Origin of the sequence: Legionella norrlandica, assembly GCF_000770585.1 — a bacterium.
GTDB lineage: Bacteria > Pseudomonadota > Gammaproteobacteria > Legionellales > Legionellaceae > Legionella > Legionella norrlandica.
This window is the reverse complement of record NZ_JNCF01000002.1, coordinates 1-15,430: the sequence shown is the minus strand read 5'-3', so window position 1 is coordinate 15,430 and position 15,430 is coordinate 1. Positions and strand designations below refer to the sequence as shown.

Genomic DNA, 15,430 nt, shown 5'->3' with positions numbered 1-15,430 from the left:
ACCATGCTGACCTACCCAAATATTAACCCAATCGCTTTTTCCTTAGGGCCTTTAAAAATCCACTGGTATGGATTGATGTATTTGATTGGTTTTATTGGCGCTTGGTTGCTAGGTTATTGGCGCATAAAACATTATAAATTGAACTGGAATCCTGATCAGCTCAGTGATTTGATCTTTTATTGTGCACTTGGCGTCATTCTGGGAGGCAGAATAGGTTATATGATGTTTTATGATTTTCAGGAATTAATTCATAATCCATTGGTATTATTTAAGATTTGGGAAGGCGGAATGTCTTTTCATGGCGGCTTAATTGGGGTCATTATTGCGGCATGGCTATTTTGTCGAAGATATAACAAAACTTTTATGGGGGTTGGAGATTTTGTTGCACCATTAGTCCCTTTAGGTTTGGCAGCTGGCCGCCTAGGCAACTTCATTAATGGTGAGTTATGGGGACGCGTTACTGATGTTCCATGGGGCATGGTGTATCCACATGTCGATGATCAACCAAGACATCCCTCACAACTGTATGAATTCGGCTTAGAGGGAATCGCGTTATTTATTTTGATTTGGTGTTATGCATCAAAACCTAGGCCAGAAGGACGAGTTAGTGCTTTGTTTTTAATAGGATATGCGACGAGCAGGTTGATTGCTGAAAGCTTTAGACAACCTGACTCACAATTGGGCTTTATAGCATTTGGCTGGTTAACGATGGGACAAATTTTATCCATTCCTATGTTATTGGTTGGAATTTGGTTATGGTGGGCTAAACGATGAGAACATATTTACAACTGTTAGATCACATTTTACAACATGGTATAAAGAAATCTGATAGAACTGGTACTGGTACATTATCAGTATTTGGATATCAAATGCGTTTTGATTTGACAAAAGGGTTTCCTCTGGTTACAACTAAAAAATTGCATATGCGAAGTATTGTACACGAGTTACTTTGGTTTTTGCGTGGTGATACAAACATATCCTACCTCAGAGAAAATGGAGTAACAATCTGGGATGAATGGGCAGATAGCCATGGTGATTTAGGCCCTATTTATGGTAAACAATGGAGAAGCTGGCCAACTACCGATGGGCACACCATAGATCAATTGAGTGAAATAGTACAACAAATTAAAAACAATCCTGATTCTCGTCGATTAATTGTAAGTGCGTGGAATGTCGGTGAATTGGATAAAATGGCTTTAATGCCCTGTCATGCCTTATTTCAATTTTATGTTGCAAATAACAGCCTTTCTTGCCAATTATATCAACGTTCGGCTGATGTATTTTTAGGAGTTCCTTTCAATATCGCATCTTATTCTCTACTCACTCATATGGTGGCGCAGCAGTGTAATTTGGACGTGGCTGAATTTATTTGGACTGGAGGAGATTGTCACTTATACCTCAACCATTTGGATCAAGCCCGGACACAATTAGCAAGAGAACCTTTAGCCCCCCCCTCATTGCTAATTAAGAGACAACCGGCGTCTTTGTTTGATTATGTGTATGAGGATTTTGAATTTATAAACTACCAATCACATCCTGCAATCAAAGCTCCAATTGCAGTTTAATTTTGAGGTAGCTATTCATCCTCTTGAATGAATTCAATTTTCACCAAAACTGGATTTTTATTGACGCTTATGGTTTAATATTGCCTTAAATGCCCATATGGAGTCCAATGTCGTGAAAAAAATTATTATGCTTCTTCTACTCACTGTTTGTTGTAGTGTTGGTTTTGCCAGTAAGCTGAGTAAGTTTTTGAATAAATTGGATGCAGAACAAAAACAAAGAGATGCTCAAGAATTGCAACAAGATATGAACTTTGGAGACTATGCCTTCCGTTTGAAAGATCGTTATGTCGATGATCGTGGTCAACGTTGTCGTGAATATGAATTTCGCGGTCGATCTAATCCTTATCGTCATGGTTATTTTACAGTATGCGATGAGCGTTGATTGATGGATGCAATTTTCTTAATTTATTATCCTAGCTGTGAGCGTCAAGAGGAGAATTATTTAAGCAATTCAACCATATTAAAAATAAACAAGGTTTCTATATTAAATTTCTTATAATATCTGGCAAAGGAACTGATTTATTCTGAAGGTAGTCAACCCAAACAATTTTGCTAACTCCTTGTGCCATAAGGATTTCTTCTTGATATAGATCATGATCCATCATCATGCTGGAGTTGCCAAGACTATGCACTCTGCTACAAATCGTGACCGTAGAAGGATAAACTAGTGGCTTCAAGAAAGTGCAAGCTACATGAATAACAACTGGGCCAGTTTTACCTGTCATTTTGATGTCAAGCCCCCTAAGCCAATCAATTCTTGCCTCTTGAAAATAATCAAAATAACGAGCATTGTTTACATGTCCTAAGGCATCCATATCACCCCAGGCAATATTAAAGGTTTTCTGATGTACTGCTTTTTTTATTTCAATCATGATAAATCCATAGGATCAACGTCCACATTCCACCGAATGCCATTACTTAATTTGTTCATTGTTAACCACTCCCTTAATTGCGTCAATGAACTTTTAAGAACTTTTCTTGAAGGGGATTTAATTAATAATTGCATTCTATACTGATTTGCTTTCTTGAATAAAGGGGCTGGAGCAGGCCCCATTACAGCAAGAGGGTCAATCTGGATTTGATTCTTAGTAGCTAGCAGAAACTGGGTCACTTTGTTAATAGTTTTTCCTTGTGCCCTGATCACAGCTAAAAATTGAAAAGGAGGTAATTCAGCTTCTTCTCTCGTAACCAAGAGAGCCTTGGCAAATTCATCATATCCTTGCTGGATGAGTATATTGAGCAAAGGATGATGTGGTGAGTGCGTTTGAATTAAGACTTGCCCAGGGTTTTCTGCTCGCCCTGCCCTTCCGGATACCTGTGTTAATAATTGGCCTAAATGTTCAATTGCCCTAAAATCCTGGTTGTAAAAACCAGCATCTGCATCAACAATTACTACTAAAGACAAGCGGGGAAAATGATGGCCTTTAGCTAACATTTGAGTTCCAATGATAAGTTGAGCTTCTCCTTTATTGATTTTATCCAAATGGCTGTTGAGAGAATTTTTTTTGCGTACTTCATCTCGATCAATTCGCAAAATAGTTTTATCCGGAAACCGATAACTTAAAAATTCATAAATCCTTTGGGTACCAGCCCCTACAGGAATTAATTCATTGCTATGGCAACTATTGCAAATGACAGGTACCTCTGGGTAAAACCACAATGATGACAAATCATTCGTCCCGATTGTTTATGAAGGGTTAAATGGCTATCACACGCCTTGCAATCAACCATCCACCCACAGTGATGGCAAAGTAAAACAGGAGCAAACCCACGTCGATTAATAAAAACCAACACCTGATTTTCTTGTCTTAAATGATCTTCTATAATGCTGAGTGTTGGTTCTGCAAGCCCATGTTGTAATACTTGAGAGCGTAAATCAATGAGTTGAAAATGAAGTGGAGTAGTGGATAAGGCTTTGTGAGTCAAACGCAATAGCGTGTATTTCTTCTGCTTGCAATTATGAATAGTTTCCAGACTAGGAGTGGCCGTGCCTAGAATAATAGGAATATTGGCAAGATGAGCACGCATTAAAGCGGTGTCCCTGGCGGAGTATCGAACTCCCTCCATCTGTTTTAATGAACTATCATGCTCTTCGTCTATCACAATTAAGCCCAAATCTGGCATGGGAGTAAAAACCGCTGAACGAGTCCCAATAACTATTTTAACTTGATTTTCTTTTGCCAGTTGCCAAGCTATTTGTCTTTCTGATTCATTTAAATTGGAATGCAATACCGTGATGGGCTGATTAAAGCGAGCTGTAAAACGAGATAAAAGTTGAGGGGTCAATCCAATTTCAGGCACCAATATCAATACTTGTTTACCCTGTTCCAATATTTTGGCAATAACATGCAAATAAACCTCTGTTTTACCGCTGCCAGTAACTCCTTGAAGCAAAAAACACTGATAATGATGAATATGCTCTAAAATAGAAGCTACCGCTATGGTTTGTTCAGGATTTAATGCCAAGGGGGGGCTTAATTCATCAGGAGAGTTTACAGGTAAAGTAATTTGTTGCGATAAAGTAATTGCTTGAACAGCAAGCAATGCCTCTATTTGAGTTGTACTATAACCATATAGTTTTAAAGTTTGTTTTGCTATAGGCTCTTGATGTTTATATAAAAAATCAATCAATTCATGCTGTTTTTTTGCTCTTGCTGAAATTAATTTTTTCGCTTCTTCAACAGGAAGAGTCAATTGATAAAAATCATCAATAGGAAGCAAACAAGGTAATCCTAACCGATATTTTTTAGGTATTACTAGAGGGATTACCTCAGATAAAGGCGATTGATAGTAACTTCCTACCCATAAACAGAGGTCTAGAAGATCTTTTGTAATTAAAGGTTCGTTATCTATTACTGAAATAATTTGTTTTAATGCATTGTCTACTTGCCGTTTTTTAATTCTATTTATTACAATTCCTAATCGGGTTTGATTGCGAAAAGGGACCAAACTCTACCGCCAATGCAAGGAGTAATCCCAAGAACTTCATAATCAAAATAATCCCTATTAGTGTGGGGGATACAAATCTGATAGACATCCTTCATTTAACTTCTAAGCCATTCATGACTTGCTGACTGCCCTGGGGCAGAAAAAACTTTCACCACTATTTTTTCAATGCGATGCTTGTCTAATTCTTCCTTTTCTTTAATCAGTTCATTGATAAACCAACGCGATAACTCTTCTACAGTAATGTTAGTAAGCGGCATTAAAGTAACATCTTCTTTAAGGAAAGGAATTTTTTTCTTGTTGAAAGTGAAATAATAATACTCTTTATCTTCGGAATATTCTAAAAAAGGAGAAAATTGCGGCATAAGAAATGTCTGATTTAAATAACGACATAATTTATGAATTCGTTCTTTATAATAACGGTAGTCGAAAGTCATGCCATTTTCTTCCACCCAGGTGGTAAGAGCTAAATACACTGAATACAAATGGCCATGGAGGGGTTCTCTCTCTGTTGCCGAAAATATAGTGGTATGTCCGGCAGAAAATTTCATGGATTCTTTTTGTAATTCCACGGTTGTTAGATATTTTTTCATAATTATAAATTCACTCGCTTATCATTTATTAGAAAACCATTTAAATCAATGTCAAGATCTTTGGTTAACGCAATGACTTTGAATAATTCCCCCATTTCGCTGGGTTGAGTTAGCTGTTTAATGGCTTGTTTTGCTTTAAACAATTCATGTTCATTATCAAGAGTGTGAATTAAGCTTAGCAAACCGTTTGCTAGCAAAAAAGAGGCTTGGTTAGTATAGCCTGCAATATGAAATCCTGCTTGATATCCTGCCTCAGCTACATGTGTAAAATCAACATGTGCGGTAATATCCTGTTCTCCAGGGTTAGCCAAGGGATCAGGGTGGGAATGATGTTGATAATGGCACATCAATGTGCCTTGATTACGATCGGGATGATAATATTCATGCCGTGGGAAACCATAATCAATAATAAATAAAGCACCCTTTGTCATTATATTACTGCAGTTCAATAGCCAATCATCAAGAAATAAATTAGCTTCAGTGAGGTAAGGAGGATTGAGGGATGGTAAATTATCTTTGATATAGTTTAACAAACGATGGTTTTGGGTTGGCTTAAATATTTCAGTGAATTGCCCCTGTTTGTCCAAAGTGACAAAACTTTCTAAAATCCCCGTTTCAGATTGCATAAAGCGATAAATCGGCATGGCATCCAATACTTCATTAGCCAACATTATTCCATTAAAGGAGGTTTCTGGCCATTTATCCAACCAGTGAACCAAATTGGCCAATTGGGGAATTTTTTGCTGGATCAATTCCTGTTGACGATGACGCAAATTACCACTTACTTCTAATATAAAATACGATTCTGGTAAACAATTCAATTGTTCCAAGTGACTTAATATATCTACACATAACTTTCCAGTTCCCGCACCGAATTCGAATAACACCGGTGACTCCAGTAAGGGTAGAATTTGGTAACATTGATTAGCTACAGTTTTGCCAAATAAAGAAGTCAACTCTGGAGCAGTAATAAAATCACCGTGTTTTCCTAATTTTTGCAATCCTGAACTGTAATATCCTTCGTTGGGCGCATAAAGCGCCATCTGCATAAAGTCTACAAAAGGGATGTCTTTTTGTAGTTTTAGTTGGTTTAGTAGTGTTTGTTTTAAATTCATAATCGCTTAAACTACATTATACTTCTATCAAAACTCGCAGCAATGGGAGAAGTGCTAGAAGAAACGGAACACGGAACCACAGTGTACACGTTAGCGCATGAGGATTCGAGCACCGTATCGACAAAGCAATTCTCCAGGACAGTGAGTTTCGAAAGAGGTCCATTACAAAAATAGGGAACATACCTTGAATCAGGCAAACAAACAAGAAGCAAAAGTCGCTTTAGTTACGGGGGGAACCAGGCGTATTGGCGCTGCAATTATTAAAAAATTGCATGCTTCGGGATATCGGGTTGTTATCCATTGCCGTTTCTCCTTACAGGAAGCAGATAAACTTGCCCAATATTTGAATGTGCAACGTATTGATAGTGCTATTGTTTTGCAAAAAGAATTAACTGAATCTAATGCAGCAAATGAAATCATAGCAATAGTCGATAATTGGGCAGGACGTTTGGATTTATTGGTAAATAATGCCTCTGTTTTTAAGCGAACTGACTACCATTTTTCGATCGAAGAGGACTGGCAATATCTTTTTACAGTGAATGTCCAGGTTCCTTTTTTATTAAGTGTTGCTGCTCGTTCTTTATTGTCTCGATATAAAGGTGCCATCATTAATTTAACAGATATCCATGCAGAGAAACCTCTGAAAGGTTATTCCGTATATTGCCAAACCAAAGCAGCGTTGGAGATGCAAACCAAATCTTTGGCCCGAGAATTCGCACCCGATATAAGAGTCAATGCAGTCGCACCTGGTGCAATCGCCTGGCCAGAGGATGAAAATAGCCTGAGTGAGGAAGCCCAACAAAAAATTATTGAAAAAACTCCATTAAAAAGTCATGGCAGTCCTGAGTTTATTGCTCAAGCTGTCCTTGCTTTAGCAGAAAATTCATTTATTACGGGCCAAACATTAAAAGTAGATGGCGGTAGAAGCTTGAGATGACTTCATCTAACATCAATATTCCATGTTAGGTCAAAAATGACCCAACCTTTACCGTAGCTAAGAAATTTTGAATTCCTGCTAAAGTTGCTAGCTGATAAAACTGTTGTAATTCGGATTCGTCCAATTGGCCTCTGAAATAAAAGCGAATCAGAGATTTGCTTTGTAATACCGCTTTATGCTCATTTTCAAGGAGAGATAAGCCATCAAGATGCGTCATAAACAATTTTAATTTTTCGTCAAAAGAAATGTGTGTAGTGTGTTGTGTTAGTAGGTCTTGATAAAGCCAAGGCTTGCCTGTTCCTGCGCGTGAAATCATAAAACCATCGCATCCACTAATTTCGAACGCACTTTTTAAGCTAAGAGGATTGCTAATATCTCCATTTGCAATTACAGGGATTTTGACGGACTTCTTGATATTTGCAATTTGACCCCAATTACATGAAATATCATAATCATCTGTCCAACGTCTTCCGTGCACAATAAGAGCATCAGCACCAGACTCTTCTATTTGCTTAGCCAAGATTAAATCTTTTTCATTATTTTGAATACGTATTTTAATGGTGAGAGGGATAGTGATTGCGAAACGTACCTTGGAGATAATCTCAAGGAGTTTTTTAGGATCTTCCAGTAAGGCACTACCTGCTCCTTTTTTGCGAATTTTAGTTTTTGGGCAACCACAATTAATGTCAATCATATCAGCACCCAATGATTGTAATTTAGTGGCGGCTTCTGCAAGCACATGCGGCTCGCTTCCGGATATCTGATACGCAAGATGTTTTTCTTTAACTGATCTATAGATATAGCGGGATTGAATCGAATGCTTATTGAGAATATCAATTGCGGAGCTCATTTCTGAAACACAATAAGCTGGTGGAACATAAAGATTAAATAACTCCCTGAAAGGAGCACAACTATATCCTGCTAAAGGGCCTTGAATGAGCCGGTGAGGCAGTTTAAGAGATCCGATTTGCAAAGAACTATTAATAAAAGTGTGCATCACGAGAATTAAAAGATATAATCGCTTTTTATTTTAACATGATTAGCCATGAGTCACAAAAAAGGGAGAAATTCCCATATGGAAAGGAGATACTTGTCTCCTTTAGAACTTCTTAATATTGCAACACAACATGCTTATACTGCAGACTATATGTTAAAGCAAATCGCCAATGGAATATATAGACAGGGCGAAGCTATTGAAGTCTTATCTCCGATTACTTCGTTAATGTATTCAGCATTCCAATTAACTTTTAAAGCCTATTGTATACACGATCATAGGCCAGTCAAAGAATATAAAAATTTAATGGAACTGGTTGAGTTAAATAGTCATCTCGGTTTATCCAGTAATGATATTTTTCTTTTAAAGACCTTATCAAGACAACAGGCTTTTAATAAAGGCGTGGATTATGATCTTTGGGAAAACCAGCAACAGTTACACGTTTTTTGTGAAGAAGTTATTTCCCTATATGAAAGAGTACAAGCATTAATGCCCCTAGAGTTGCAAAGTGATTATCAGGAATGAGGCTAAGAACTAAGAGGTAGTAGGCCAGCAAATACCCATTCGAATCTTTATCGATGGCTCATCATATAAACATAAAATTCAGTTCAATTCCCTATCAATAATCTGTCTCTCGATCACACCTCTGCCCACACCCCGCTGCTTGTCAGCGGGACGTCGGAGAGCAGAGCTGGACTGGGTTTCCAGAGATGTGTAGAAGATTCAGAACAATAATAAGGGGCTATTTTACATAAAATTTTATCGATATTTAACACCATAATTAAAGCAATTCGCAAATATGCTACTAAACCATTGCAAGAATGACATGGAACAATCCTCTCCCCTCTTTTAATTTGAATCAACCAAAGTTAATTCATATAGCCACCCGAATTGGAAATTTTATAATCAATATGCTATCTATTAAATTATAAAGAATAAATATAACTCTTTTAGTACATATAAAGTACTCACTGTATTAGTTTGGGGGTAAAAATGCTTACTAAATTCTTAAAAGTTGTTATCGTGAATGCAGGAATAGTAGGAACAGGGGTAATTAAAGAGCGATTCGAAAATCCGGAGCTGCTTGTTACTCTTCCATTTAGCATCATGACGCATGCAATATCTCCTAGCCCGGAAGTGGAATTTGCTTGCCCATATAGAAAACAATTACACGAAATGTGTAGTGATGCAACTTTTTTTGACAGAATGACTATTATTCCTGTGAATAAATACTTAGAACGGCAAAAAGTGCCACTAAGCAAAGAAGCTTTTATTGCCATAAAAAATGATATAGAACATTCTAAACAAATGGAGGAACCTCGCGATCCTCATCAACAAATACGAGATTTCTGGCAACAATCGAGGAATCAGAGAGAGATTGCTCAAGCATTTCATAATTCTGGTGAAAGGGAAGGAGCGGCCTTACATAATAGCTTAGCATCTGGTTTTTCACTAAAGGCTACTCTTGCGGAACACGCGTTAGCTCATAATATGAATGCTGTGGATGAAAATGTGCACGGATTTAATATATAGATTAAAAAGAGGATATTTTTATGAGTGAATGTGCAATAATTTCTTTAAAACCCAAAGAAAAATTTTTAATGAAATTAAAAGATATTTGTGAGGATTTGCTTGATTTAGATGAAAATGAACTCAATAAAATTCTAGATAACGAACTCCTCGAAAGTCATACTATACCAGTTTGTATTCCACTATTGACTACGCCCGAGGATCTTTATTTATTTGTTAAAAACAATAGCAAAATATTATTTGACTTTATGTTAACTGCTTGGCCATTTCCAATAGGTCAATGGAACTTTAACCAAAAAAATATTGAGCTATTTGAAGAACTAGTAGATGTTAAATATTTTCCAGCCGTATGTAAAGCGATACCTAAACCTGTTAAGAATACAATGGATTTGGCGGTAACCTTCGCTGTACCTACAAATGAATTTTTTAATTACATTGTTGAGAGCATTATCTCGAAAAAAATAATATTAAGTGAAAAGGAAATGACGCAACTCGAGTTTCTATTATCTAGCGGGATCGCCATAGTGACTAACAAAGTAGGGAAAAAAGAAAATCAGGACATTGGGGAATATTTATTGGAACTAAATGACTCAAAAAGCTACCTGGCTCCCATGCAAGAGGACATTGTAAAAACACTTTTTTATTTCTATTTTAAGAATAAAGATGAATTTCCTCAAGAAAGTAGTAATGAGTTCCTTAATAAATGGTTTAATACAAAAACCTACCTTGGGATGTATATGTTTACTGACCCATCCATTGTAAAAAACTATAACTGAAAAAGTTCTCACCATCACATCAACCACCAAATCTTTTTTTGGTGGTTGAAATTAGCAAGTAGCAAGAATGGCATCCTATTATCTAATATCTAAATCACCAAGATTCTAAGATTTTCGTGGTAGCCTCATATTAAAATAAATAATTCAACAAAATGAATAATCTTAACTCAAATTACCCTCGTCCTACTTGGCATCCTTATTGATTCACGCTAGGATAATATTTTTTTAAAAAGGTAATCGTAATGGAGCAATTGGACGATAAAGTCTTAGATAATGTGCAGCAGCAAGTACTGCAATTAAGTCACCATCTTAATTCGCGTATTTTAGGCCAAAAAGATTTGATCTCCCGTTTGTTAATCGCTTTACTCGCAGACGGTCACTTATTAGTTGAAGGAGCTCCTGGTTTGGCGAAAACCAGAGCGGTTAAAGAGTTATCAGATGTTGTAGAGGGTGATTTTCATCGTATCCAATTTACCCCGGACTTATTGCCTGGCGACTTAACTGGAACAGATGTCTACCACCCCCAAACCAGCTCCTTTGTATTTCAACCTGGCCCTATATTCCACCATCTGATCTTGGCAGACGAGATAAACCGAGCTCCTGCCAAGGTGCAATCCGCGCTTCTTGAAGCAATGGCAGAAAGACAAGTCACTATTGGTGGCAAAACATACCCGTTGCCTGAGCTATTCCTGGTGATGGCAACCCAAAACCCCATTGAACAAGAAGGAACCTACCCCTTGCCAGAAGCGCAGTTGGATAGATTTTTAATGTATGTAAAGATAAGCTACCCTGAAGCAAAAATTGAGCATGATATTTTAACTTTAGCCCGCAAAGAAGCATTAGGCACATCGATAGGAAACCAAGTCAAAGTTACTCAACTCTCACAAAAGACTTTATTTGAAGCTCGCAAACAAGTCCTTAAAGTGCACACCAGCGAAGCGCTGGAAAATTATCTGGTTCAATTAGTAGTTGCTACCCGTAATCCCGGCGTTTATAGTGAAGAATTAGGACGATGGATACGGTTTGGTGCAAGTCCACGTGCGACTATTGCTTTGGATCGATGTTCTAAAGCACATGCTTGGCTTGCTGGCCGTGATTATGTGACCCCAGATGATATACATGTTATTGCCCATGATGTCCTTCGCCATAGAATTTTACTGAGTTTTGAAGCGGAAGCAGAAGGGATTAGCAGTGATGATTTTATAGATTCTTTACTACGCTTGGTCGCTGTCCCTTAGAGGTTTTTTATGACTAATGGTGTTATCGCGGAATTAAGTGAATTAATTGATTTAAGACGCTATGTTCATTCGGTCCATTATAAACCGCAAGGTAGAGCATTACGATCTGGAAACCATATTTCAAAATTTCGTGGACGGGGGATGGATTTTGCAGAAGTAAGAAACTATCAGGCTGGGGATGAAATTCGTCATATGGAATGGCGTGTTACAGCCCGCACTGGTAGGCCGCATGTTAAAATTTATCAAGAAGAACGAGAAAGACCGGTTATTATGCTGGTGGACTTTAATCCCTCCATGATTTTTGGAACCAAAATAGCATTCAAGTCAGTAGTTGCAGCAAGATTAGCCTCCTTATTAGCATGGACTGTAATAAAGCAAGGTGACCGTGTCGGCGGTTCTTTTTTTCTGCTACGGAACACAGCGAATTTATTCCCCGAGGAAGAGATTCAGGAGTCCTCCCCCTGTTGGCTTCCCTAAGTCAATACACAGCACAGACAGAAGCGCAACGAGAAGAGAAACCACGAATGCTCAGTGATGCCTTAGTGAAATTGCGTCGCGTCATTCGACCAGGAAGCATACTGGTATTGATCAGTGATTTTTATTCTTTGGATGCTGAATGCGAACAACATTTGAATCGCTTGCGAGGTCATAATGACATATTAGCCTATCATATCTGTGACCGAGTTGAGCTTGCCCCCCCAAAACCGCAGCAATACGCGATCACCAATGGAAAACAGGAAATAATACTAGACACAAGCCTGGAAACAGTTAATACAGCCTATCAGCAATATTGCCGACAAAGAATAGAACTCTTAAGCGAGCAATTTAAGCGTTTGCAAATTCAGTATGTACAAGTTACTGCTGATACAAATTTAACTCAGCTGGTACGTTTTACATTTCCCCGGAGGACTCGTGGCTAAAGCAGAACCATTAGCTCAATTACGGGACATCCACCTTCCTGAACCTATCGGCTGGTGGCCACTGGCACCAGGATGGTATGGATTAATGATTCTGTTATTAATGATAATAATAGGAATTACTTATTTTATTTACAGAAAACATGTTCATGCTTTGCCAAAAAAACAGGCTCTTAATTTATTAAAAATTTACAAAGAACAATATGAAAAAGACAAAAATACTCAGTTAGCTAGTGCTCGTATTTCTGAGTTATTAAAGCGAGTAGCCTTAGTTTATTACCCAAGATCGGAGGTTGCCAGCATACATGGGGAAGCATGGTTTGAGTTTTTAAATAACACCAGTAGAGGAATAGATTTTAAACCAGTTAAATCCATGCTATTGGATTCTCCTTTTAAAGCATCAGAGACCCTGGATTTGAATCCTTTAATTACACGTGCAGAACAATGGATCAAGCAAAGGAGAGTGCCATGTTCGAATTAGCAACTCCTTGGGTATTATTACTTATTCCTCTTCCATTATTTCTTTGGTATTTACTACCACGAGTAAAACTAAAACTACCCTCTGCTTTAAAAGTTCCTTTTTTTGAAGCAATGCAAGGTATCGTCGAGCATGAAAAACGATTTATTATAGCTAAATCCTTATTACTCATACCCGTATTAGTTTGGCTATTGATAGTGATTGCGCTCTCGGGGCCGCGTTGGATTGGTGAACCAAAGCCAGTAGAGCGCGAAGGATACAACATTATGATGGTAGTGGATTTGTCAGGCAGCATGGAAATTACTGATATGTTACTCCACGGCAGACCAGTAAGTCGTTTGATGGTGGTGAAAAGAGCTGCAGAACAATTTGTAGAAGACAGAATTGGAGACAGAATTGGGTTAATTTTATTTGGAAGCCGGGCATATCTGCAAACTCCATTAACGTATGATCGACATAGCGTGTTAATGAGAATTGAAGATGCTACTGCCGGGTTAGCCGGTAAAACTACCTCTATTGGTGACGCGGTAGGGTTGGCTGTTAAACGATTGCAGGATGTGCCTTCACAGGGACGGGTTATTATTTTGCTGACTGACGGAGCTAACAACTCTGGTGTTTTAGCTCCTTTAAAAGCAGCAGAATTAGCTAAGCAAGATGGGATTAAAATTTATACTATAGGCTTAGGTTCTGAAACTGATCCAAGAGCACTAACCAGTGATTTTTTTGCACCAGGCCTCTCTGCAGAGCTGGATGAACCAACATTACAAGAAATGGCTAAAATGACAGACGGTCGGTACTTTAGGGCAACGGATCCTGAGTCTTTACAGGCTATCTATCAAACTATTAATCGATTAGAAACCGTGGAACAACAGCCAGCATCGGTTCGACCGCAAAAAGATTACTACCCCTGGTTTGTAGCTATTGCTTTATTTTTATGTTTTTATTGGTTGGTTGCCAGAGCAGATTTATTGGTGTACTTAAGATCCTTTTTTCAACATAAAGAGGAGCTTAGGTCATGATTAGCGAATTTCATTTCTTAAGGCCTTGGTGGCTATTGATGATAGTACCTTTAATTGCCTTAGCCGTGACTTATTGGTATCAAGCACCAAAATTACATGCCTGGGAAGAAGTATGCGACCGCCATCTCCTCGATCACTTGCTCCAACGTAAAAGTCAGGGTAAGCGGATGTTTTCCTTGTCTTTTTTATTTCTTAGTATTTTATTTATGATTTTAAGCATTTCTGGTCCAACTTGGTATAAGTTACCTCAAGCAACCTACAAACCAATTCAACCAAGAGTTTTATTATTAGATATGTCAGATAAAATGATGCTTGGCGATTTATCCCCAAACCGACTTAGTCGAGCTAAATTTAAACTGCATGATTTATTTACTCGAAAAGATATAGGCCAATTTGGTTTAGTTGTCTTTACCAGTGAACCTTTTGTTGTGTCACCTTTGACAGATGATGGACAGACGATATCTTCCTTATTATCCGCTTTGACACCTGATATTATGCCAGTTGGAGGCTACAATTTAAGCAACGCTCTGGAGGAAGCAAGTCAGTTAATTAAACAAGCAGGTTATAACCATGGACAAATTTTAGTTCTAACTGCCGAAATACCGTCTTCCGAATCTATTGAGAAAGCCAAAAAACTAGCGGAATCAGGAATTTTTTCTTCCATTATGCCCATTAGAGCAGATAAAAATTTGAACCCCCTATTTCAACATTTTGCGGATTCAGGAGATGGACAACTATTAGTGTATTCACCTGACTCCAGTGATTTGGAAAAATGGTTGAATGCTTCCAAGGATAACAAACAGTTTGCTCTCAATAAAAATGATGATATCCGCTTTGGCGTGATGAAGGTCGCTGGTTTTTAATTCCTGCACTACTTTTACTATTACCCGTATTTCGACGAGGTTGGTTGCAAAGGGTGACTGTATGATGAAAGCGTTTTTTATTTTAGTAGCAGCTACTTTTATTTCGCTTCAAGCAGAAGCATTTAGCTGGCCCGATTTATGGTCTACTCCCGATCAACAAGGCCAGTATCTGATGGAAAAAGGCCAATTTATAAAAGCTAAGGATACTTTTGAGCGAAATGACTGGGCTGCGAGTGCTGCTTATAGGGCTGGCGATTATGAACGTGCAGCGGAATTATTCAAAGAATTAAAAACCGAACAAGGTTATTATAACCAAGGGAATGCTTTAGCTCATATGGGGAAATACGAAGAAGCGATTCAAGCTTACGATAAAGCTTTAGCATGGAATCCCAATGATCAGGATGCTCTCTATAATCGGAAATTGGTCAGCGATTTATTGAAGCAAGAAAAAGAAAAAAA

The 15,430-nt window shown here is 38.0% G+C and carries 15 protein-coding genes and 3 pseudogenes; 13 read left to right on the top strand and 5 right to left on the bottom strand.

Annotated elements, in window-relative coordinates:
• Window positions 1-3: 3 nt before the first annotated feature.
• The 3 genes from lgt to OK13_RS00670 all read left to right on the top strand — a co-directional run bounded on the left by lgt (window position 4) and on the right by OK13_RS00670 (window position 1,947).
• On the top strand, window positions 4-774 hold the full coding sequence (gene lgt / locus OK13_RS00680) for a prolipoprotein diacylglyceryl transferase (RefSeq protein WP_035886463.1): 771 nt from the start codon (window positions 4-6) through the stop codon (window positions 772-774).
• Window positions 771-1,565 carry a thymidylate synthase gene (gene thyA, locus OK13_RS00675; protein WP_035886462.1) on the top strand — a complete coding sequence of 265 codons (795 nt, stop codon included), beginning with the start codon at window positions 771-773 and terminating at the stop codon, window positions 1,563-1,565. The genes lgt and thyA overlap by 4 nt, the downstream gene beginning before the upstream one ends.
• A gap of 112 nt (window positions 1,566-1,677) precedes the next feature.
• Window positions 1,678-1,947, top strand: a complete 270-nt coding sequence (locus OK13_RS00670) for an FtsB/FtsL family cell division protein (RefSeq protein ID WP_035886461.1) — start codon at window positions 1,678-1,680, stop codon at window positions 1,945-1,947.
• A 97-nt stretch (window positions 1,948-2,044) separates the two neighbouring features.
• On the opposite strand, the gene OK13_RS00665 is transcribed toward OK13_RS00670, so the two are convergent.
• From OK13_RS00665 to OK13_RS00650, 4 genes and pseudogenes are all read right to left on the bottom strand, one after another.
• Entirely contained in the window at window positions 2,045-2,437 is a 393-nt protein-coding gene (locus OK13_RS00665; protein ID WP_035886460.1) for an acyl-CoA thioesterase, read from the bottom strand.
• Window positions 2,434-4,609: pseudogene (locus OK13_RS15965) on the bottom strand (primosomal protein N'). Before OK13_RS15965 ends, OK13_RS00665 begins: the two are co-directional and overlap by 4 nt.
• Complete coding sequence (locus tag OK13_RS00655; protein WP_035886459.1) at window positions 4,610-5,104, bottom strand: 6-pyruvoyl trahydropterin synthase family protein; 495 nt, start codon at window positions 5,102-5,104, stop codon at window positions 4,610-4,612.
• 2 nt (window positions 5,105-5,106) lie between these two features.
• Entirely contained in the window at window positions 5,107-6,219 is a 1,113-nt protein-coding gene (locus tag OK13_RS00650) for a class I SAM-dependent methyltransferase (protein WP_035886450.1), read from the bottom strand.
• 184 nt (window positions 6,220-6,403) lie between these two features.
• On the opposite strand from OK13_RS00650, the gene OK13_RS00645 reads away from it, so the two are divergent.
• The gene (locus OK13_RS00645; RefSeq protein ID WP_035886447.1) at window positions 6,404-7,156 is read left to right on the top strand and encodes a pteridine reductase; all 753 of its coding nucleotides are present in this window, start codon (window positions 6,404-6,406) and stop codon (window positions 7,154-7,156) included.
• 25 nt (window positions 7,157-7,181) lie between these two features.
• On the opposite strand, the gene OK13_RS00640 is transcribed toward OK13_RS00645, so the two are convergent.
• Window positions 7,182-8,153, bottom strand: a complete 972-nt coding sequence (locus OK13_RS00640) for a tRNA dihydrouridine synthase (protein ID WP_035886445.1) — start codon at window positions 8,151-8,153, stop codon at window positions 7,182-7,184.
• A gap of 78 nt (window positions 8,154-8,231) precedes the next feature.
• Between OK13_RS00640 and OK13_RS00635 the strand changes: the two genes are divergently transcribed.
• From OK13_RS00635 to OK13_RS00595, 9 genes and pseudogenes are all read left to right on the top strand, one after another.
• Entirely contained in the window at window positions 8,232-8,675 is a 444-nt protein-coding gene (locus OK13_RS00635) for a hypothetical protein (protein WP_035886788.1), read from the top strand.
• A gap of 468 nt (window positions 8,676-9,143) precedes the next feature.
• Complete coding sequence (locus tag OK13_RS00630; protein WP_052117505.1) at window positions 9,144-9,683, top strand: hypothetical protein; 540 nt, start codon at window positions 9,144-9,146, stop codon at window positions 9,681-9,683.
• Between the two features lie 20 nt (window positions 9,684-9,703).
• Entirely contained in the window at window positions 9,704-10,456 is a 753-nt protein-coding gene (locus OK13_RS00625; protein WP_035886441.1) for a hypothetical protein, read from the top strand.
• 242 nt (window positions 10,457-10,698) lie between these two features.
• Window positions 10,699-11,694 carry an AAA family ATPase gene (locus tag OK13_RS00620; protein WP_035886436.1) on the top strand — a complete coding sequence of 332 codons (996 nt, stop codon included), beginning with the start codon at window positions 10,699-10,701 and terminating at the stop codon, window positions 11,692-11,694.
• Between the two features lie 9 nt (window positions 11,695-11,703).
• Window positions 11,704-12,614, top strand: a pseudogene (locus OK13_RS15960) (DUF58 domain-containing protein).
• Entirely contained in the window at window positions 12,607-13,092 is a 486-nt protein-coding gene (locus OK13_RS00610; protein WP_035886428.1) for a DUF4381 domain-containing protein, read from the top strand. The pseudogene OK13_RS15960 and the gene OK13_RS00610 overlap by 8 nt, the downstream one beginning before the upstream one ends.
• A complete protein-coding gene (locus OK13_RS00605) occupies window positions 13,080-14,108 on the top strand; it encodes a vWA domain-containing protein (protein ID WP_035886421.1) in 1,029 nt (342 codons plus the stop codon). The genes OK13_RS00610 and OK13_RS00605 overlap by 13 nt, the downstream gene beginning before the upstream one ends.
• Window positions 14,105-15,036, top strand: a pseudogene (locus OK13_RS00600) (VWA domain-containing protein). The gene OK13_RS00605 and the pseudogene OK13_RS00600 overlap by 4 nt, the downstream one beginning before the upstream one ends.
• A partial coding sequence (locus OK13_RS00595) for a tetratricopeptide repeat protein (protein WP_420911413.1) occupies window positions 15,036-15,430 on the top strand: 395 nt, incomplete at its 3' end. The pseudogene OK13_RS00600 and the gene OK13_RS00595, both read left to right, overlap by 1 nt.